We start from the raw sequence: 22,111 nt of genomic DNA, 5'->3' as shown, positions 1-22,111 counted from the left end.
ACTCAGAGTTAAAAAACCTGTTTCTGCGTTAAAACAAACTTCACTGCCGCCAAATCCGCCAATGCACTGCCCACGGATTTATAGAGTGTGATTTGCTGCGAGTCTTCGCGGCCAACATGGCGCCCACTGCACAGTTCAGGCAGTTCCGCACTTATCTGTTGCTCACTGAAGACACCTTCTTCAATAGGGATCAATAGATCGCCGGCTTCCGCCAGTACGTTGATTCTGCTGTCGACAAATACGGTGGAGCGAGTGACCGCTTGAGTATCACACTCTCGTTTGTCTTTGTCGTGGTTGCCAATCAGATCGATGTGTGTGCCAGCTTGGATATTTCGACCATTAAACAGCGGCTGACTCGCACCTGTTACACACGTCACCATGTCTACTTCACTCAGCGCTTGATCGACAGAGTCAACCACTTCAACACTAAAACGTTTTGATTCAGGCAGCGCTTGATATTCACTAGCGGATAAAATCTCGTCCATCGTTTGACGAGCTTTTGCTTCATCGCGGCCCCAAACCAACACCTTACTCAAAGGTCGTACCGCTGCGTACGCCCACGCCATGTATGGGGCGAGATTTCCAGTGCCGCAAATCAGCAGCCTGCTTGCATCCTGTCTGGCCAGATAATCCGCCGCGAGCGCTGACGCCGCCGCTGTGCGCCAGAAGGTCAACACTTTGCCATCGAGTAGCGCAAGCGGCTCACCGTTAGCGCGATCAAAGGCGAGAATTTTCGACGCCAGACTGTCTTTGCCTTGCTCAGCATTGTTAGGGAAATACGTGAACGCTTTAACGGTGATCAGCGACTCGCTCCATGCAGGAAGCAGAGCAAAAGCGTCATAACTACCGTCTTCAAGCGGCATCACTCTGCGCTGCGGAATGGTTGCCTGCTCGGTATAGGTTTGGCGCATCGATTCGATAAGTCCTCGCATCGAAAGACAATTGACGATTTGCTGCGCGTCGATATTAATCATAGATCCTCCAAAAACAGGACAGAGATTTCCCATTCTCTGTCAGAACATGAGTGAGGTTGCTTGTGTGAACGTCTATCCGAGTTGCTCTGCCGAGTTCCCCCCAAATTTTTATAACTCTGAACACACCCATCTTCGGTTAACTTTGCATTAACATAATTCAGCGGTATATTTTATACAATATTAAATTTTAAAATTTTTTAGCCAAATCGATTTAGGCAGAATGGCGCTAAATTTATATGTGGTTGCTCGCCACGATGAAGTTGAACAATTAAATCTGCAGTCACCGCCGCTTGAGTCAACCCCAGATGTTGATGACCAAAAGCAAACAGCATTTTTCCGTTTTTCAGGCTATCAATCACAGGTAAAGAATCCGGTAATGAAGGTCGATTTCCCATCCAGGATGTTCCTGTATTTTCCAAATTACATTCTGGTTTAAGCACCGATTTCGCAAGATTTCTTAGCATGGTTGCGCGGCGCATATTAGCGGGTGAATTTAGGTCAGCATACTCAACAGTGCCCGCTAGTCTCAACCCATTCTGCATGGGCGTCATGATGAATTTTCTGTCTGCTGAGCTCACCGGAAACGGCAGAGTTTTCGCCAGATCTGGCATCATTAGATGATAGCCGCGTTCCGCTTGTAGTGGCACTTTTATTCCCGTCATTTGCTTAACTAGGGAAACGGATTCCGCCCCAGTGGCAACAATGACCTTATCAAAACTCTGCGAACGTTCCTGAACAGTGACGACCATTTTCTCGTCCTTTTCTTGGATGTTTTCGACCTCCCCTTTACTCCACTCCCCCGATAAGCCTTGAAAGTAAGACTTAAGCTCAACGCACATATCATAAGGGTTCAAGCTATGTGAGGTTTTTGGAAAGAACACACCGTGATTCACCGAATGAGAAAGTTTAGGCACTTTTTCTCGTACCGTTTTTCTATCCCAAACCTGATAACTCACTCCTTGCTCATCCATGGCATTCAAAGTGGATTGGTAAGCCGAAAATAGATGAGAGTCTTCGAAAACAAGTAGTGAGCCTTCATCCACGATCAGATGACTCAGCCCAATTTCTTCCAACAAGCGTTGCCAACTTTCCATCGCCGAACGATTGAGTTCAGTCAATGCTTGAGTCGCGTGTTCAGTGGCTGATTTTCTCGCTTTCATCAGAAAGCGAATCATCCATGGCAGCGTTTTGTGGATGTCTTGAAAACGGATAGAAACCGGACTTGATGGGCTCAATAACATCTTAGGAAGTTGCGGGATAAGTGCCGGTGTTGCTAATGGGAAAACTTGCTCCGTTGCGAAGTGGCCAGCGTTGCCTTTAGAGCATCCTTCTCCCGCATTGTCTTTCTCAAATATCGTGACTTTTTCGCCATTCATTTGCAGCTTGAGCGCAATACACAGCCCAATAATACCACCACCAATGACCGCAATTTTTTGCGCTTGTGAGGAATTTTTGTTCACCATTTATTTTGCTCCTTATCACGTTTCAAAAAATAAATCGTATAAAATATACTTAACATCACGATAACATCCCTCCAAAGCAGTTCAACCAATTTCGTATCCAAGGAGCGAGAAATGAGACAAGGAACCTTCTTCTGCATTGATGCACATACCTGTGGTAACCCGGTGCGTCTGGTTGCGGGTGGCGTACCGCCACTGCAGGGCAAAACAATGAGTGAGAAAAGGCAGTTCTTCCTTAAACATTATGATTGGATCCGCCAATCCTTAATGTTTGAGCCACGTGGTCACGCCATGATGTCTGGTTCTGTTGTCCTGCCCCCCTGTAGCGAAAACGCTGATGCTTCGATCTTGTTTATCGAAACCAGTGGCTGCCTGCCCATGTGTGGACACGGCACAATCGGCACAGTCACCTCAGCATTAGAACAAAAATTGATTACTCCACGAGAAGAAGGCCGACTGATCCTTGATGTACCGGCAGGTCAGATAGAAGTGCACTATCAGCGCGATGGCGAAAAGATCACTTCTGTGAAGATCTTCAATGTGCCTGCCTATCTCGCTCATCAAGATGTCACCGTCGATGTGGAAGGCCTTGGCGAGATCACCGTTGACGTCTCTTATGGCGGTAATTACTACGTTATCATTGATCCTCAGGAAAACTATCTGGGGCTGGAGCATTACACCTCAGACGAAATCCTGATGTTTAGCCCTCGGGTACGTAAAGCCGTATCCAATGCTGTTGAATGCATCCACCCCGACGATCCAACAGTATGTGGTGTCTCACACGTACTCTGGACTGGCTCACCAACTCAGCCCCAAGCTACCGCTCGCAACGCTGTCTTCTATGGTGAGAAAGCACTCGATCGTTCCCCTTGCGGCACAGGTACCAGCGCCCGAATGGCACAATGGCACGCGAAAGGAAAACTAAAGCAAGGTGATGATTTTATTCATGAAAGCATCATTGGCAGCCTGTTTACTGGCCGCATCGAAGGCATTACGGAAGTCAATGGGAAAGCTGCCATCTTACCCAGTATTGAAGGCTGGGCTCAGGTTACCGGACACAACACCATCTGGGTGGATGATAACGACCCATATGCATTTGGATTTGAACTTAAATAGCCCAAGATCAACAGGACACGACCATGAGTAAAACCAGCACTTTTTCTACCCTCAATCCCGCAAACGAGCAGGTATTGGAAGGACAATTTCCAGAGCATCAGCAATCTGATGTCGACTTTGCGGCCAATGCCGCGGCTGAGGTGGCTACATCATTTCGCCAAACCTCCCCAGCGATTCGAGCTAAGCTGTTACACAATATCGCCGACCAGCTAGAGCAAGCCAGAGAAGGTATTGTGGAACGAGCTCATCTTGAATCAGCGCTGCCGCACGCAAGGCTTAACGGTGAGCTAAGCCGTACAACTGCGCAGCTTAAGTTATTTGCCAATGTCGTAGAAAGTGGCTTGTGGCAGGAAGCGATTTTCGACACCGCAGATCCTCAGCGTTCGCCACTACCAAAACCGGATATTCGCCGTCAGAACATTGCTCTTGGCCCGGTTGCGGTTTTCGGTGCCTCTAACTTTCCTCTCGCTTTTTCCACGGCCGGTGGGGATAGCGCGTCAGCATTGGCAGCGGGTTGTCCGGTGGTAGTCAAAGGGCACCCAGCACACCCTGGCACCAGTGAAAAAGTCGCTGAATGTATTGCCAAAGCATTGGATGAGATGAGTTTGCCTCAAGCGGTATTTACTCTGCTGCAAGGAACCAGCCATGAGTTAGGTCAGTCCGTAGTTTCTCATCCTAAGATCAAGGCGGTCGGTTTTACCGGATCGATTGTTGGTGGACGTGCACTTTATAATATTGCTCAGCAGCGCCCAGAGCCAATTCCGTTTTACGGTGAACTGGGCGCTTCCAACCCTGTCTTCATCCTCCCCCAACGTATGGCGCAGCATGGCCAGTCTTTAGCCGAAGAGTATCTGCTGTCGATGAATATGGGCTGCGGTCAGTTCTGTACTAAGCCTGCGGTGGTGTTCATCGTCGATAATAACGCTGGCAAGCAATTCCTGTCGTCAGTACGTCAAGGGATTCAAAACCAGCCTGGGCAGATCATGCTTACAGAAGGGATCAAACAGGGTTACTTGCAACAAAGTGAGCTGCGCTCTCGCGAGCAAGGGCTGACACTTACCCAATCCCAGCCTGAACAAGGTGTACCCGCGTATCTATTTGAAACCACCAGTGAACAGTGGCGACGCAACCCACAATGGCAGGAAGAAATTTTTGGCCCTCAATCCATTATCGTCAAATGTGAAAGCGCCGAAGACATGCTTGAGTTGAGCCAGAATCTGGCCGGAAGCCTGACGGCTACCATTCAGGCAGAAGAAGCAGATTATGCACTCGCAGCGACACTGGTGACTGAGCTTGAAGAAGTCGCTGGTCGCTTAGTGTTTAATGGCTGGCCCACCGGGGTTGAAGTCAGCTATGCCATGGTGCACGGCGGTCCTTACCCAGCTTCAACCATGCCTGCAAGCACATCAGTGGGGGCGGAAGCGATAAAACGTTGGTTGCGTCCGGTCGCTTACCAATCCATGCCGGACGAGTTATTGCCTAAAGCTCTACAGCAAGCAAACCCACTTAACGTGCGTCGGACTGTAGATGGTCAGTAGTCACTGTTCAAAAAGGTACCTTAACGGTACCTTTTTGTTTTGACCCATCCCAAAAAACAAACAGGTGAACGGCTGCAAGGGTCGCAATGCCGGACACTAATGGTATATTGAATAAAATATTGAATAAGAATGATGTGAGCGGAGACTTGGATGTCGCAAAAACCTGTTTTTAAAACTCGAACGCAGTTGGTCGAAGAAGCGATCCGAACCAAGATCCTCAAAGGGGAATTAAAGACGGGCCAACCCCTACGTCAAGATGCCCTCGCCAAAGAGTTCAACGTCAGCCGAATTCCAGTGCGTGAAGCTCTGATGCAGTTAGAAGCGCAAGGGCTGGTTGCGTTTGAGGCGCATAAAGGTGCCACTGTTACCGAGCTATCACCTGAGAAGATTGATGAGCTATTTGAACTTCGCGCCGTCGTAGAATGCTTTATTCTGGAACGCGCTATCCAGAAAATGACCGATGAAGATCTCGCTAAAGCGAATGAAATTCGTCAGCGATTTGAAGATGTTGTCAGCCGCGGAGACGAAGTGGAAGAGTGGAGCAACTACAACTATGAGTTGCACAAAGCCTTGTATGAGCCCGCTGAAATGCCAGAAACCATGGATGTGATCTACAACCTGAATACCAAGTGTGACCGCTATATTCGTATGCAGCTTCTGTTTACATCAGGCATAGTCAAAGCCGACAAGGAGCATGTCGCTCTGCTGGAAATGTGCCAAAACCGTGATATTGAAGGGGCGAAGTACATGCTGAAAAAACATATCCTCGAAGCTGGTGCTGATATTCGCAACTTGCTTATCGAGCGCCAAAACAATCAGGGCTGAAACCCATGCATATAGGACCAGAATTTTTGCTGGCTGCCATCCGCCAGAAAATCAAGAACGAAGGTTTGTGCTATAGCGAATTGTCTGAGAAAACCGGCGTGCCGCTTTCGACTATAAAGCGGCATTTGCATAATCCTTCATTGGGTCTGGACAAGATCCTGATGTACACCAATCACCTCAATAGTGATCTGATGGAACTGACGCAATTGGCGGTGCAGATCCAACGAGACAATGAGCAGTTCCTCTCTGATGAGCAAAACGCTCTGTTTGTTGAACACCCTTACCTTCTCGACTTTATCTACCTCATTACCTCACGTAACCAAACACCGCAACAAATTGCCGAGCAGTATCAACTCTCAGATACCAGCCTGAGATTCTACCTCAGCATTGCTGAAATCCTTGGCTATCTGGAAGCGCACGGTGACAAGATAGTGTATCGCTCTGGCAGGCGATTTATCATGGAAGAAGGCACTGCACTCGATACCTTATTCAAGCGCCGTTTTGAAACGATCTCGATGGAAGACTCAACCCTTTCTCAAGTTTGTCAGGCCAGAGTGCGTTTGACCCAAGACCAGAGGCTCAAACTCGAACAGGAAGTGGATCGTAAAGTCAGTGAAATGCACGCGGCGAATTGCGCCAATGATGAAGGTGAACTGAGCAATGTTTTGCTCAGGATGACACCTGGCCAGCAGATTTACTTCTCCGACGGATTACCAGAGATAGATGGGGAGCTGCTTAAACAGGTTTCAGCAAAATTCCGCAGACGCTAGGGCCAGAGTACGTTTGAAGTATCACTTCCATCAACTTTCTGTGACTCTGGATTCATTCTCAAACTTTCATTTGTTCATTTTTCGCTCAGTCTCATTTTATAAGACCGCAAGTCTCTAAAATCGCCACCTTGTTACAATAATGTTAAATATCGATTGTTGAAGTATTTTATACAATATACATTTTATCTATCCCTTTCACTCTGTGCAGTACTCGCCACTCCGGTCGTTTTGAGTGTCTGATTTCCCTCCCTTCAGATGATAGGGATTTCATCCGATAAGGACATTACGAGGAAGCTATGAAAGCAAAACAACTGATCGCACTGAGTGCTATTGCAACGGCATTATTTGCCAGCAATGCTCTCGCCAAACCATACCCATTAGGAACGCAGCTCGCTGAAAAACAAGAGATTGTTTTAAACAATGGAGCTGAGGTCACTTCAATTGATCCGGCAAAACAGGCCGCAGAGCCAGCGTTCAATCTAGGGCGAGACTTGTTTGAAGGTCTGACAGTACAGGATAAGCAAGGCAAAACCATTCCCGGCATCGCTGAAAGCTGGCAAGCGAATGACAACAACACTGTCTACACCTTTACGTTGCGTCAGTCTCAGTGGTCGAATGGTGACCCATTAACGGCACACGATTTTGTTTATAGCTGGCAGCGCCTTATCGACCCGAAAACCGCGTCACCTTATGCTTGGTTTGCCGCGATTCCAGGAATCAAAAACTCCGCCAAGATTATGAAAGGTGAAGCACCAGCTAACACCTTAGGCGTGCGCGCCATTGATGATCACACCTTTGAAGTGACATTAGAAAAGCCGGTACCTTTCTTCATCAAACTTCTGAGCCACCCTGTCCTTGCACCAGTTCACAAAGCCACGGTAGAAAAATACGCCAGCGAGTGGACTCAGCCAAAAAACATCGTCACCAATGGCGCTTTCACTGTGTCTGAGTGGAAAGTAAACGAAAAAATGGTGATGACAAAGAATGAGAAATACTGGGATGCTGACAACGTCATACTTGACCAAATCACTTGGCTACCTATCGGAGATGCCAACGTTGCACTAAATCGCTACTTAGCCGGCGAAATTGACCAAGCTCTGTCGATTCCCTCGGCTCAAAAGAACAAGCTTCTAAAACAATATCCAGAGCAAGTGGCGGACACCAGTGCATCACTTGGCTCGACGTTCTACTATCTCAACACCAGTAAGGGCCCGACCAAAGACCTTCGTGTCCGTCAGGCGCTCTCCTACGCTATCGACCGAAACATCATCACAAAAGCCATCGCCAAAAATGGCGGCATTCCAATGTTTACTCTGGTTCCACCTCAAACCGATGGTTTCAAATCTCACACACCGGAATTCGCAACTTGGACTCAGCAACAACGTAACGCCAAGGCTAAAGCGCTGATTAAAGAGGCCGGTTACAGCAAGAGTAATCCACTTAAGCTCACTTTCACCGTGCCGACTTTTTCTAAAGACGTCAAAATGGCCACCGCGATGGCGGGCATGTGGAAAAGTGTGTTAGGCGCACAAGTCGAAATTAAGCAACTTGAGCCAAAGGTATTCTATGCGCTGAAAGATCCGGGCAACATTAACCGTGGTGGTTGGACGGCTGACTATAACGAAGCCTCAACCTGGCTGGACATCTTTGTCTCGACCGGTGAATACAATGACTCAAAGTACAACAACCCAGAATATGATCGCCTGATGGCTGAATCGAAGACCCTCAGTGACCCGTCAAAGGAATACATTGCTGCGGAACAGCTTCTGATTCAGGACATGGCGATCATCCCTATGTACCGCAATGGCAACGATCAATACCTGATCAAGGATTACATTGGTGGCTATGAGCGTACCAATCCAGAATCCTCTTACTACCGCAAAAATGTCTATGTGAAAGCACATTAACCCGAGTTTGCCCGAGCCTGTCACTTATCCCTAGCACAGGCTACGGGCTTTTTTCTACGCAAGGAAATGTCATGTTGTTGTACATATTGCGCCGCTGTCTGATTGCCATACCGACATTGCTGTTTATTGCACTGGTGTCGTTTTGGTTAATGCATATCGCGCCCGGTGGCCCATTTGATATGGAACGCCCAATGCCAGAAGTGGTACGGGCAAATATCGAAGCCAAATTTCACTTGAACGAACCCTTTCTGGTTCAGTTTTTCATTTACATCACCAACTTCCTTCAAGGCGATCTCGGCCCAAGCTTTGTCTATCAGGATTTCACCGTCACTCAGCTTGTTGCCCAATCCTGGCCAGTGTCGGCGATCCTTGGTGTTATCTCGTTTTATATCTCTGTGCCATTAGGTATGTTACTTGGCACTATCGCCGCTTTGAACCGCAATGGAAAAGTTGACTATTTACTTATGTCACTTTCAATGACAGGAGTGGTCATCCCTGCGTTTGTGTTGGCTCCGGTGTTAGTCACGATTTTCTCGATTCAACTCGGTTGGCTACCTGCCGGTGGGTGGGAAGGGGGTGAGCTCTCTTTCTTGATTTTACCCGTGTTGAGCTTGGCGATTGGATCCGTTGCCAGCATTGCGCGCGTGATGCGCGGTGCCATGATAGAGACGCTCAATCAGCCATACATCCGCACTGCAAAGGCGAAAGGCCTGTCGACCAGCTACATTCTGTTTCATCACGCGCTACGCCCTTCACTCATTCCTATCATTGCCATGCTCGGCCCTAGCTTCGTCGCGGTAGTAACAGGTTCGGTCATCATCGACATCTTTTTCAGCACTGGCGGCATGGGGCAGCATTTTGTCTCAGGTGCCCTCAACCGAGACTACGGTTTGGTGATGGGCATAACGCTGATCGTCGCCTCTTTGACCATCTTCTTCAATTTGGTGGTCGACATCCTTTACACCATCATCGACCCACGCATTCGAATTTAGGAGCGTCGCTATGTTAACCAAACGCATTGATGCCACGGAACTGACAGAGCAAATGAGTGCTCAGATTGAAGCGGTTGAAGGCCGGAGTCTATGGCAAGATGCCTGGACACGTTTTCGCAAAAACCGCGCCGCTATGACGTCGGTTTATGTCTTGATGTTTATCATCGTATGCATCATTTTTGGCCCGCAGATCGCGGCATTCGGCCATGATGAAATCGACTGGAATGTCGTCGTGGATCCCTATGAGCTAGGTAAACCGTCGTTTAGTTCTGGCCATTACTTTGGTACCGATGATCTTGGTCAGGATATCTTTGCCCGTACCATGCAAGGTGGGCGTCTCTCAATCATGGTCGGATTCATGGGCGCACTGGTTGCCGTGATTATCGGCACAGCTTGGGGAGCATTATCCGGATACATCGGAGGCATGGTCGATAGTGTGATGATGCGAATCATTGAAGTACTCGACTCAGTACCCTTCATGTTTATGGTCATTTTGTTTGTCACCCTGTTCGGCAACAACATCTATCTGATTTTTGTTGTGATTGGCATGGTGTCTTGGCTAGGAATTGCCCGTGTTGTTCGCGGCGTGACCTTTAGTATCAAGAAACGCGAGTTTATCGAAGCCGCCCATTCCATTGGTGTCTCTCGTTTCACTATCGTTCGCCGCCATGTACTGCCTAACGTACTCGGCATTGTGATGGTGTACTCCTCACTTATGGTGCCCGGTTTTATTATGTTTGAATCCTTCCTTAGTTTTCTCGGGCTCGGCGTTCAGCCGCCTGATACGAGCTGGGGCATTCTGATTGCGGAAGGCGCTAAGACCATTGATGTGGCTTTGTGGCAACTGATGTTCCCTTCCATATTCTTAGTCGCCACCCTGTTTTGCTTTAACTTCATCGGAGACGGGCTGCGAGACGCCCTCGACCCTAAAGATCGCTAAGGAGGCCCCATGAGTATTTTATCGATCAAAGATATGAATGTGCGTTTCAAAACGCCTGATGGTGAAGTTCATGCCGTCAGTAATCTGTCCTACAACATCCACAAAGGTGAAACACTGGGTATTGTTGGTGAGTCTGGCTCAGGGAAAAGTCAGTCCGTTTTTGCCTTGATGGGTCTGACTGCCGATAACGGTATTGTTTCGGGTCAAGCGAGTTTTCATGGCGAAAACTTAGTCAGCATGTCCAAAAAGCAGCTTAACCACATTCGCGCGGAAAAAATCGGCATGATCTTTCAAGATCCGATGACATCACTCAATCCATTTATGAAAGTCGGCAAGCAACTTTCTGAAGTGTTGATGGTTCACAAAGGCATGAACCGCAGTGATGCCAACCGTGAAGCGATCACCATGCTTGATGCCGTGAGGATCCCTTCCGCCGCCACACGTATGGCTCAATACCCTCACGAGATGTCTGGTGGCATGCGACAACGTGTGATGATCGCGATGGCCTTATTGTGTAAGCCGGAACTTCTGATTGCTGATGAGCCCACCACCGCTTTGGACGTGACGGTACAAGCGCAGATTCTCTCTCTATTACGCGATCTGCAGTCTGAATTTCACACAGCAATCTTGTTGATTACGCACGATATGGGCGTGGTTGCTGAGATGTGCGACCGGGTGTTGGTTATGTACGGTGGGCAGAAGATGGAAGAAGCGGATACAGATTCGCTGTTCAACCATCCTGCTCATCCGTATACCCAAGGCCTACTCGAAGCCATCCCTTCCATCACTAAAGATATGGACAGGCTTCCCACCATTCCCGGTAACCCACCGAGCGCTCTCACAGAACGTAAAGGCTGCCCATTTAAAGAGCGCTGTAATCACTATCGACCAGAATGTAACGCGTCAGTACCACCATTTCGGTCATTATCTCAACATCAGTCTCTGGCTTGTCATGTTAATGGACCTCAGGCAGTTACTCAGATAGCGCGTCGAGCATAGGAGAGCGACATGGAACAGCAAGTATTGCTTTCAGCGCGTGATTTGCGCGTGCACTTTAACATCAACAAACACATCCTGCCGAGTAAGCGCAAAGTGGTCAAAGCGGTGGATGGCATCGACCTCGATGTTTATCGTGGCGAGACACTCGGTATTGTTGGCGAATCGGGTTGCGGTAAATCAACACTGGCGCGGGCGCTATTAAGGCTCATTGAACCTTCAAGCGGGCAGTTGCATTGGAAAGAGCAAGATCTGTTAGCGTTGGGGAAACATCAACTCGCCGATAAGCGGCGTGAGTTTCAGATGGTCTTTCAAGACCCATCGGCCTGCCTCAACCCTAGACTCACTATCTCAGAGTGTATTGCCGAGCCTCTATTGACTCACGAGCCCAGCCTGTCGCGCTCAGAAGTGGAGCAGCGCGTGATTAAAATGATGGATAAAGTTGGTCTTTTAGCCAGCCAACGTAACCGCTACCCCCATGAGTTTTCAGGCGGCCAGTGTCAGCGAGTTGGGATTGCCAGAGCCTTGATTCTCAAGCCCGATCTTGTGGTTTGTGATGAACCCGTTAGCGCACTGGATGTTTCTATTCAGGCGCAGGTCATCAATCTTCTTGATGATCTTAAGCAAGAGATGGGATTAACCATGGTGATGATCGCTCATGATCTTAGCGTGGTGCGTCACATCAGTGACCGAGTCATGGTGATGTATCTGGGTAAACCGATGGAGATTGGCCGATACGACAAAGTCTTTGATGACGCTCATCACCCTTATACCAAAGCCTTGTTATCTGCGGTCCCAGTTGCCAACCCTACCTTGGCAAGACAGAGGAACGTTCAGCTATTGCCCGGCGACCTTCCCTCGCCTCTCAATCCGCCAAGTGGTTGCGTGTTTAGAACGCGCTGCCCGGACTCCAGTGACCAGTGCGCTCAACAAAAGCCCACACTTAGCGGACATTCAGACCATCAGATTTTCTGTACTCATACACAAATAGGAACTTATAACCCATGACCTTAACGACCGTTGCTCAGCGCCTTAATGCTCTGCGCGAGAAAATGGCTGAGCACCAATTTGACGCCTACATAGTGACAAACAATGACCCACACTCCAGCGAATACTCGGCAGATTACTGGCTGGCAAGAGAGTGGATTTCAGGCTTCACTGGCTCAGCGGGTAACGCCGTCATCACGACACAGTCCGGCGGCCTGTGGACAGATGGACGCTACTATATCCAAGCTGCCGAGCAATTACAGGGCTCAGGATTAACCTTGTTTAAAGCCCGTTTACCGGAAACTCCTACCATTGCACAGTATCTCGCGGACAGTTTGGAGCAAAACAGTCGAGTAGGTGTTGATGGACGAAGCATCAGCCAGCAATTTTATCTGGAGTTGAAAGCCGCCTTTAAAGCCAAGTCGATACAGCTGGTCCTTGATCAGGACTTGATCAGCCCAATATGGGCCGACCGCCCTGCAAGACCGAACGCGCCTTTATTCAATCATCCACTCGAAATTGCGGGACAAACGGCAAGTGAAAAAATCACAAGAATTCGTCGCGTCCTCGAGCAAAAAACGGCTGATGCACTGCTCGTTTCCACGCTTGATGATGTGATGTGGGCGCTCAATATTCGCGGTGGGGATACCCAGTACTGCCCAATTTCTGAAAGTTATTTGCTGATTACCCTTAACAGATGCCAACTCTTTGTCGACAAGCAAAAGCTGACATCTGACGTGATCGCTACTCTGACCGAGCACGGTATAGAGATGGAAGACTACACGCAGCTTAGCAAGACGTTAAAAGAAATGACTCCTGATTCGGTACTCATTCATGATCGCAGAAACACCGACTGTTTGTTGATCAGTCACATTCCTTCTCAAGTGCGTTTGCTCGATATGGCTTGCCCAGTCACTGCTATGAAAGCACGTAAGAATCACACTGAGCTTACCAGCATGGAGGAGACATTACGCAAAGATGGTGCCGCCGTCGTCAGGTTTATGAAATGGCTAGACGAGCAAGTACCCAGCGGTAAGGTTACAGAGCTCAACGCTGAACAAACCTTAATGGGATATCGCAAGGAAATTAACGGCTATATTGGGGAGAGCTTTCGAACCATTGCTGGTTTCGCCGAGCATGGTGCGAAAATGCACTATGCTGCCGACGATAAGAGCAATTACCGCGTTGATGAAAGCCAGTTCTTTCTAGTCGATTCAGGCGGTCAATATCTAGGGGGGACGACAGACATTACCCGCACCTTCCATTTTGGTCAGCCATCGGCGCAACAACGTCGCGACTACACCTTAGTGCTCAAGGCCGTGATTCGTCTCACCCAAACCCGTTTTATGAAAGGCTCCACTGGCGCTAATGTGGATATCATGGCACGCGGCGTTTTGTGGCAACACGGTATAGATTACAAATGTGGTACTGGACATGGCGTTGGCATCTGTCTGAATGTCCATGAAGGACCGCAGAACTTCTCTCAAAACCCAGCAGAAGTGGCGCTAGAACCGGGGATGGTGATCACCAACGAGCCGGGCGTTTATCGTCAAGGTCAGTATGGAATTCGCATTGAGAATATCCTCAAAGTGGTTGAACTGGAAGAAAACGAGTTTGGGACGTTTTATGGCTTCGAAACCATAACTTTAGCGCCTATAGCCACTAACATGTTGGATAAATCGTTGCTGTTGAAAGACGAGGTGCACTGGCTCAACACTTACCATCAACAATGCCTTGAACAACTCAGCCCCTATTTGGACTCAGATACCCAGAATTGGCTGAATTCGGCCACAAAGCCGATTTAACCATTTGTCCTTTGTAACTTCTTTGCCAACCGTAAGGTTGGCTTTTTTACGACTAACCATTTGATAGATTTGTGATTTATCAATATCGATCAGAATAAGCAATACTGATAGAATCCCACCAATGAATAATCAATACAAATACCAATACACTTCCACTGATGTATTGGCTCGGAATATTAAAACCATGAAATCGCTATCTATTCTAATCGCTACGCTTGCCATATCCGGCTGTGTTACCACACCAAAGTTTGAACAAGACATTTCTGGTCAGTGGCAATGCTCCGCAGAATCGACCATCGAACTCGTTAACCTCAAATACAGTGACAACGTCCATTACTTCGAAGATGGACACTATGAAAAAGAGTCACTGCTGAAAATAACCAATTTAGATACCGACAGCACATATGACGTCAATATACTCAGTAACGGGAAGTGGATGAAACGCAACGCGACCCTACTAGAAGTGATTGATAAGCTGGAAACCACTTTTTCAGACAACTCGCCTGACGAGTTGCGGAAAGTTTTCGCTGACGAACTTTCCCCTACCGTAACCGAAAAGTGGAAATTAAAGGCAGTGAATGAAAACACCATTTCAATGACGGCAGAATCAGGTAGCCAGCTTTCTTGCAAAAAAGGCTAATAAAAAAGAGTAAATACACTGGGTATTTACTCTTTTTAATCTCAGGAGAGGTGAGTAATTATTGAACGGTAATTGTTTGAGTCGCTTGGTCTGCGCTCACATTTCCACTGTTATTACCTGAAACCTGCACTTCAAATTCTCCGGAGTTCCAGTTCGTCGCATCTATTTTGCCAGTAGACCAAGAGCCATCCGATGTTACTGTAACAACTTCATCAAGCTTGGTACTAAAGTTCCGCTTAACTTTCACGGTTAGCGTGCCATTGTGCTCGATACCTTTGGATTGACCCGTTATGTAAAACTCGCCAGCTTCACCTGCATCGATAACGCTATCACCTGTTACTGGCTCGATTTCAATCAGTGGTTTAACAAAAAACGGTTCTTTATACACTTGCCCTGCAGTATTGCCTGAAGCATCCTCAAAAGTGTTTAATACAAACTCTTCCGTCGCACTGCCGGGCGTTAAATTAATCTCACTGCTTGTTTGGCCTGCCCACTGCTCGGAGATATCATCACCCATAGTGACTTTAGTAAAGGTCATAGGTACTCCAGCAAAGCTCCCGGAGAGCCCTTTTACAGGCTCATCGAAGTTAACCGTTAAGCTCACTATGCTACCCTCTTCTGGCACAGATGGCGTGAGAGACTCCACTTCCGTTACCGTTGGAGGTAAAGTATCTACAATGGATACCGAACTATTAGTCACGGGCTCTGCGGCAATCCCTTGCTGGTTTGTACCAGTGACTTCAACAGTGATAAGCCCCATTGGCCAATCAGAGATATCCTGACCACCACTGTTCGTGGTCCAAACTCCAGCTTCGGAAATAGACACTGTTTCTTGCCAAATAAAAGATGGCTCTTCTTGCGAGGTCACTGTAACGGTAATCATTTTCGTATCACCCGCGAAACCAATGCCCGTACCCTGGATCACCACATGCTTGGCCTCTTCAGAGTCAATCTCATTGTTACCTTCCACGGTATCTAGAGACAGTACTGGTTTCACCCCAGTTGCTGTCTCTTTATCACTGCCCGCTTCATTACCCGAGAGGTCTTGATAGCCCGCATTTACCACCGCGATAATCGTGTCTTCATTGGACGACAGGGTAATGGCTTCGTCCGTTTGTCCTACCCACTGCTGGGCGGGTTCATTACCGGTGAAGACCACATCTACACCGCCCACGGTCGCCGTCACATTCGTTACAAGTTCACTAAAGTTCGCTGTAATTGTGACCTTCTTACCATCCTCTGGCACCGCTGGTTCAAAGGCAATCTCACCAACCACTTGAGGTAGTGTGGCATCGGTGTAAGTAATGGTATCGGTCGCGGTATCCGCCGCCACACCATTATTGTTCAGACCAACAACCGTGAGATTAATATCACCACTTGGCCAATCACGAATATTCTGCGGTGAAGTACTCCAAGCACCNACCACTTGAGGTAGTGTGGCATCGGTGTAAGTAATGGTATCGGTCGCGGTATCCGCCGCCACACCATTATTGTTCAGACCAACAACCGTGAGATTAATATCACCACTTGGCCAATCACGAATATTCTGCGGTGAAGTACTCCAAGCACCATTTTGTGCTACTACGACCGTCTCTTCAAAATGGTGCTCCTGGGCGCTCCCGTTCAGTCGAGCCACAACCGTCACTTCATCATTCGCTTGAAAGCCTCGCGCCGTGCCCTCAATCACTAGCTGACGGGATTCTTGCTCATCGATGGGCCCACCTCGCTCCGTAATCTCAATCACGGGTTTCACAGGGGCTTCAGTTGAGTCCTCCTGTCCGCTATTGCCTTGCGCATCCTGATATTGCGTTAAGGTCACGGTTTTGAGCATTTCATTGGCGTTCACTGTCACCACATCCGACGTGGTCCCTTCCCATACCGTCTTCGCCCCATCTCGAGAGACAAAATTCACGTTCACACCATCAACGTTTGCAACAACATTCTCCACGCGCTCGCTGAAAGTCACACTGACGAAGGCCGTTTGGTTATCGATGATAGGATCTCCTGAGTTCACACTGATAGTACTCACCTCAGGCACAATATCATCCTGCAACTCAACATCTTGACTTGCTTCGTCAGCGGCGTGAGAGTGGTCATTCATACCATTAACCGTGATGATCAAGGTGCCGCTTTCCCATGATGAGAGGTTTTTCGGTAAGGTTGCCCAAGCCCCCTCACTCACTGTTGCGGTCAGATCTAATTCATCATTAAGTGGATTATCACTCGAAACGGCTACGCTCAACTCTGCGCCATCTTCAAAGCCTTTTGAACTCCCCGATATAACAAAGGCATCAGCCTCACTGGTCGATAAATCATCAATATTCGGCATGGTAATGACGGGCTTAACATCAACCGGTTTCTCAAAACTGTCTCCTAAGTTCGGTGAACTTGCTGTGTCTTCGTAATTTGTTACAACTAGCTTTGATGTGGATGAATTATCCGGCAGGATAAGCTCTGGGCTCGTCCCCACCCAGATTTTGGCAACGTCATCAAGCTGGCTAAAGGTAATCACTTGTCCGTTCAGAACTGCTTCTGGTTGGCTCACTCGCTCACTGAAGGTCAGCGTGACGGTCGCTACTTCACCATCAATCAACACTTCCTCTTCCGAGTGGGCAGACATAATAGTGCCTGTGGTTCCAGACATGGAAATTTGAGAATCCAGGACTTCCGGTTTGATACTGTCAATGTATTCGGAATTCTTTTCTTCAACCACCTCCTCAGACTCGCCACTATTTCGGCCTCTCACTTCAATTATGAAGTCCGACTCTTCCCAATTGGACATATCTTGATTCGGTATTGACCAAGTACCATCTTGGTTTACCTTGACCCCGGTGAATTCAAATTTATCGATATTCGGGCGCTTGTCTGAAACCACTTTGACGGAAAGTTCACTATCTTTTAAAAAGCCTGTTGTTGTCCCGCTAAAGGTTATATTTGTAACGTCATCTTCACCCTCACTAACGATGTTATCCTCTGTTACGTTATCGATTGTGATGACCGGCGTAACAATGATGTCCTCAGAGAACTCCGCACCAACATTATTGAGTTCATCGTGATAGTTACTCACCACTAACTGTTTCGAATTCTCATTAGGATTAAGTGAAATCACTTGCGATGTTGTCCCAGTCCAGAGCTCTTTGAAGTCTTGAGATTCACCAAAATCAATATCGATGCCATCAAATGTTGCAGTGACCGCTTTCACTGGTTCTTCGAACTGTAGTGTTACAGTTACATTATCAGCTTCAGTTGGATGCTCAGGAGCCACTGCAGTAATACTTCCCGCAGGTGGTTCGTTATCTACATAATAAGTTGATGCCACATAAGGGCCTTCAAAATTGCCGAATCCATCTTCCACCTTAGCGACAATTTCAAATCGTTCAGCTTCCGAGAAATCAGAGGCTAGAGAATCAATCGTGAAATCGTAGACTTTTTTATACTCCGTTGATTCATCGTTATTGAGAATAAATTCTATATCGGTCAACGTCTTTTTTTTTGAGTCATTCACCCAGTGGGCTGACAATTCTGTCTTCCGCTCATTAACTGTGGCGATATCTTCAATTGTTACCTTAGAGTGGACTTTACCTGCGATGTTATAATCGGTTCCTCCCGCTTCGGTATAAGCTCCCTCCTGTTGTATTAGGTTCGGCGTCACATTGACCGACGGTGCTTCCTGATCAATGCTGCCACCTTCATCATCAAAGATATCCTCACCAGAAAATGTTGGGTTCGCTGTCGCAAAATGGTTGGCTTGCTCAAGTACCTCCATAGAATCTACATTGTGAATTCCATGCGCCACATCATAGTAACCTTGAGCAAGCTCTTCACGGTACGTGGCTGAAGACAGCTCATAATTGCCAATCTTTATGCTGCCGCTGCTGCCTTCTCCATTTGCCTTACCATCATGCGATAAGTCTTGATAGAAGGCTAAGGCGTAATTCAACGAATTAACCGACTGGATCTCCGCCATATTGGTTAAGCTTTCGAGTAAGAAACGGTAGATATACTCATCTGAAAGAGGTTCAGGCAAAGGATCCTCTAACATTTTGTTGGTCGCATATTTCGTCGTAACAGGATCAAACCCAAGCATAGAGTTTGGTTGCGAATCTAGAGCAGAATTAACATCAGCTAAAATTTTTCGGGCGGTGCCTGCGGTTTTATCCGCTCCATCTAACTTATCCCACTGGCTATCAAATAAACCTGTGTGGTAGCTAGAGAACTCAGTTATATAGACGGTATTCTCATCTACTGCAGAAAAATACGCTCCAATATTCGCAGTTTCGGGAATAGTAACTTTCGTAGACGTACTATTGCTCCATTGATAATAATGTGTTTCTCCCCCCTTATCACTTAAGTACACTCTAAAGAACTCATACCCTGACGAATCATAAGCAATAGTACAGCTGGCAACATCCTCTTGACCATCCACTTGCACTGTGTCGCATGAGTCTATGTAGTTAAAGGCACCGAGATCACTCAAACCTTCTAACCTCACTGAAGCATCAATAAAGGGAGTAACAATCGTCACTTCAGGCATATCAAATGAAGTTCGGTAATAGACTTCTTGTGGTTCACTTTCATTGCCAGACGCATCTAAAGTCGAAATAACCAATTTTTGTCTATCCTGAGATGTTTTATTTCCATAAATGACCCCAAGAACTTCTTTAACATAGGGTACATAATACGTCATTTGAGGCACTGTACCGTCTTCTTCAGGCTCTAACTTTTTAAAAGGGATCCCTTTGTTTTCACCTGGTTCTGCTTTACTAGCTACTTGCTCTGTTGTGATATGCTGATGGTATTCATCCTCACCTTCTTTTTTGGAGTAATATTTAACTCTCAAAGTGAGGTTCTCTGCTGAGGAGCCATAGGTTTCTGAACCATTTTGGTCAGTGATGGTTACTGCTACATATGGAACCGATTGATCTACAAGATCTTGTGCGATGAAGTCTGTAAACTCCAGATCATCATCAATTGCTCCCAAAGTGATAGCTAAGCCCTTTGATGCATAATCGTAAAGAACTTTAAGATACTCTGTAGCAGTTTCTACTGAGTCACTATTGTATGTAATGTCAGAATACTCACGTTCATAAACAACCCCTTGCTCATTTTCAAAGTCAAAGAATACGTTTGGGTATTCCAAATATAACGTTGGTGGGGTGTTATCGTTATATAATGTAAAGTTATGAGTACCAACGTTACCGTGAATGTCTTCGGCTGTAATTTCAAAATTTGCTTGTTCTCCAAAACTATCCGTTAAATAACCAACAGTCTCAAACTTACACCAAATTTCATCCCCAAAAACTTCCTCACAGCTATAAGGCTCTGCTTTGCCATTAGACAAAGAAACAAGTACATTTCCATCTTTTAATAAATTGGGATCTTCTTTGACCAAACCTTTAAGAACATAGCTTTCAGCTTCACTATTGATAGTTTCAGCCGAAGTGATTTCAATGATAGGCGCGATATTGTCCCACTCAAATGGAATGTGAGACCCTACTTGGGGTCCATGTTCATTGCCGAGAACATCAGTAGCATGAATCAACAAATACGCTTCTGGTGAGGCCTCAACACTCTCTGGGTCCAGTTTTTCTGTGTCTACGTAAACTTTTAAACTTGTTTCTCTTGGCCCTTCAACAAACTCACTTGTATCAAGCCAACAGATATCCCCTTCAGCTGGTTCAGCAGAACATATCACATCAGTCCATTGCTCACCGCTATCAAACTTGTGCTTTAATGTCACTTCCGCCGACTGGATACCGATCGTATCAGTCAGAGTGATATCAATGGACTCTGTGCCTTTAAGCACGCCATCCCCGTCTCGTATCGCAACCGGAGGCTCCTCATCAATGACCGTTTCTTCACGCGCAGGAATCGCACCGTCGGTTGAACCATTGGTACCTAATGCGTTTAAGTGCTCCGCCATCACCAGATAATCTTCAACCGGGGTATTGGAAACGTTCAGGTCAGGATCACTGACAACCACTAAGGTATGTTCTGCCATTTGATTGGTATAAGTATCAGGTGTCACTTTTTCTTCACCAAAATAAATATCTTCATCAAACGACCCAATAAGCTCCGAACCGTTAAGAAGCCCATCAGCAACAATGTCTCGATAACCAATATCAGACAGGTTCAACGAACTATAAACATTACCCGCATTACCACTTTCACCAATTAAGTCATAGGCATAGGAAGAATAAGCGGTCAACAATGCACCATACAAGTGTCCATCGCTCGCAGAGCCACTGATTCCCTCTTTGGTAATATCAATAGGCTTCACGGAATTGACATTGAACCCATACATAGCATTGATCGTATTGAGTGCATCATCTACAGCCCTTGAAGCTTCTTCACCTTGTTTGATCTTATATTCTGCAAGGCCCGCCACCATATAAGTCAAGGGAGTGAGCATCACATCTTGATCATTCCCTTCACCATAGTTAATAACACTGACTATCCGAATCGGTTTACCTTCACTGGTTTCTATCACCTCGTCCGTCAGAGGGTCTTTGTAAGCGCCCCCTTTCGCCTCTATATACAAAGGCATTGAAGCCGCATCGACTTCAATCGAATATTCACCGTATGCTGTCGTAGTGGCAGAGCCTAACTTACGACCGACTTTGCCATCTTGATATTCGTAGGCGGTAACAACAGCTTGAGAGACGGGTGCATCAAACACTATCCCGGAAACCGTACCTGTATCTCTGGACTGTGGTGACGAATCACCACCACCTCCACCACCTCCACAAGAACTCAGTGATAAAATGGTTATGATGGTGAGAAAAAGTTTAGTTATATATGGGTATCTCAACATGGTGCCGATGTGACGTTGCAAAAAAGTGGCTAAATTATATTTTCAAGCTCGATAATGGCAACGCGACATAATAACTAGAGATAAGCAATATAAGGATATCTAACCATATATAAATCGACAAAAATAGATTTCACTGCAAGTAAAATTAACTATTGCAATAGTAAAAATGAATGCTAATAAATATTCAAAGATAATGATTATGATATTTTTTTTGAATAATAAGAGCTAGGTAACATTAAATAATAACCACAAGAAATAAATAAAACAAAACAATAAAAAATACAAATATAACATTCGCTCACAATAAATATAAATATAGAGTCACATTCACATCAAGAATAATTTAG

Annotated in this window: 14 protein-coding genes; 11 read left to right on the top strand and 3 right to left on the bottom strand. The window is 46.8% G+C overall.

The window, feature by feature from the left end; translation table 11 throughout:
• Positions 1-8 precede the first annotated feature (8 nt).
• Both L1D15_RS00870 and L1D15_RS00865 read right to left on the bottom strand, forming a co-directional pair.
• Complete coding sequence (locus L1D15_RS00870) at positions 9-974, bottom strand: ornithine cyclodeaminase family protein (protein ID WP_239874354.1); 966 nt, start codon at positions 972-974, stop codon at positions 9-11.
• A 197-nt stretch (positions 975-1,171) separates the two neighbouring features.
• Complete coding sequence (locus L1D15_RS00865) at positions 1,172-2,437, bottom strand: FAD-dependent oxidoreductase (protein ID WP_239874353.1); 1,266 nt, start codon at positions 2,435-2,437, stop codon at positions 1,172-1,174.
• 111 nt (positions 2,438-2,548) lie between these two features.
• Here L1D15_RS00865 and L1D15_RS00860 point away from each other — a divergent pair, with 111 nt between their 5' ends.
• The 11 genes from L1D15_RS00860 to L1D15_RS00810 all read left to right on the top strand — a co-directional run bounded on the left by L1D15_RS00860 (position 2,549) and on the right by L1D15_RS00810 (position 14,950).
• Positions 2,549-3,550, top strand: coding sequence for a 4-hydroxyproline epimerase (locus tag L1D15_RS00860; RefSeq protein WP_239874352.1), 1,002 nt, complete (start codon positions 2,549-2,551; stop codon positions 3,548-3,550).
• Between the two features lie 23 nt (positions 3,551-3,573).
• A complete protein-coding gene (locus tag L1D15_RS00855; protein ID WP_239874351.1) occupies positions 3,574-5,088 on the top strand; it encodes an aldehyde dehydrogenase (NADP(+)) in 1,515 nt (504 codons plus the stop codon).
• 150 nt (positions 5,089-5,238) lie between these two features.
• Positions 5,239-5,913, top strand: a complete 675-nt coding sequence (locus L1D15_RS00850; protein ID WP_006960251.1) for a GntR family transcriptional regulator — start codon at positions 5,239-5,241, stop codon at positions 5,911-5,913.
• A gap of 5 nt (positions 5,914-5,918) precedes the next feature.
• Entirely contained in the window at positions 5,919-6,683 is a 765-nt protein-coding gene (locus tag L1D15_RS00845; protein WP_239874350.1) for a transcriptional regulator, read from the top strand.
• A 296-nt stretch (positions 6,684-6,979) separates the two neighbouring features.
• Positions 6,980-8,590: a peptide ABC transporter substrate-binding protein gene (locus L1D15_RS00840; RefSeq protein ID WP_239874349.1), complete on the top strand. Its 1,611-nt coding sequence runs from the start codon at positions 6,980-6,982 to the stop codon at positions 8,588-8,590.
• Between the two features lie 71 nt (positions 8,591-8,661).
• Entirely contained in the window at positions 8,662-9,582 is a 921-nt protein-coding gene (oppB, locus tag L1D15_RS00835) for an oligopeptide ABC transporter permease OppB (RefSeq protein WP_239874348.1), read from the top strand.
• A 10-nt stretch (positions 9,583-9,592) separates the two neighbouring features.
• On the top strand, positions 9,593-10,522 hold the full coding sequence (locus L1D15_RS00830; RefSeq protein WP_038157356.1) for an ABC transporter permease subunit: 930 nt from the start codon (positions 9,593-9,595) through the stop codon (positions 10,520-10,522).
• Positions 10,523-10,531: 9 nt separating this feature from the next.
• Complete coding sequence (locus tag L1D15_RS00825; RefSeq protein WP_239874347.1) at positions 10,532-11,521, top strand: oligopeptide/dipeptide ABC transporter ATP-binding protein; 990 nt, start codon at positions 10,532-10,534, stop codon at positions 11,519-11,521.
• Between the two features lie 9 nt (positions 11,522-11,530).
• Entirely contained in the window at positions 11,531-12,526 is a 996-nt protein-coding gene (locus tag L1D15_RS00820; protein ID WP_038157351.1) for an oligopeptide/dipeptide ABC transporter ATP-binding protein, read from the top strand.
• A complete protein-coding gene (locus tag L1D15_RS00815) occupies positions 12,523-14,310 on the top strand; it encodes an aminopeptidase P family protein (protein ID WP_239874346.1) in 1,788 nt (595 codons plus the stop codon). Before L1D15_RS00820 ends, L1D15_RS00815 begins: the two co-directional genes overlap by 4 nt.
• Positions 14,311-14,431: 121 nt before the next feature.
• Positions 14,432-14,950, top strand: a complete 519-nt coding sequence (locus L1D15_RS00810) for a hypothetical protein (RefSeq protein WP_239864666.1) — start codon at positions 14,432-14,434, stop codon at positions 14,948-14,950.
• A 58-nt stretch (positions 14,951-15,008) separates the two neighbouring features.
• Here L1D15_RS00810 and L1D15_RS00805 read toward each other — a convergent pair whose 3' ends face one another.
• The gene (locus L1D15_RS00805; RefSeq protein ID WP_239874345.1) at positions 15,009-21,785 is read right to left on the bottom strand and encodes a tandem large repeat; all 6,777 of its coding nucleotides are present in this window, start codon (positions 21,783-21,785) and stop codon (positions 15,009-15,011) included.
• Positions 21,786-22,111: the final 326 nt, after the last annotated feature.

It is taken from the genome of Vibrio sp. Isolate25 (genome assembly GCF_022398025.1).
GTDB lineage: Bacteria > Pseudomonadota > Gammaproteobacteria > Enterobacterales > Vibrionaceae > Vibrio > Vibrio coralliilyticus_A.
This window is presented reverse-complemented; position numbering and strand designations above follow the sequence as displayed.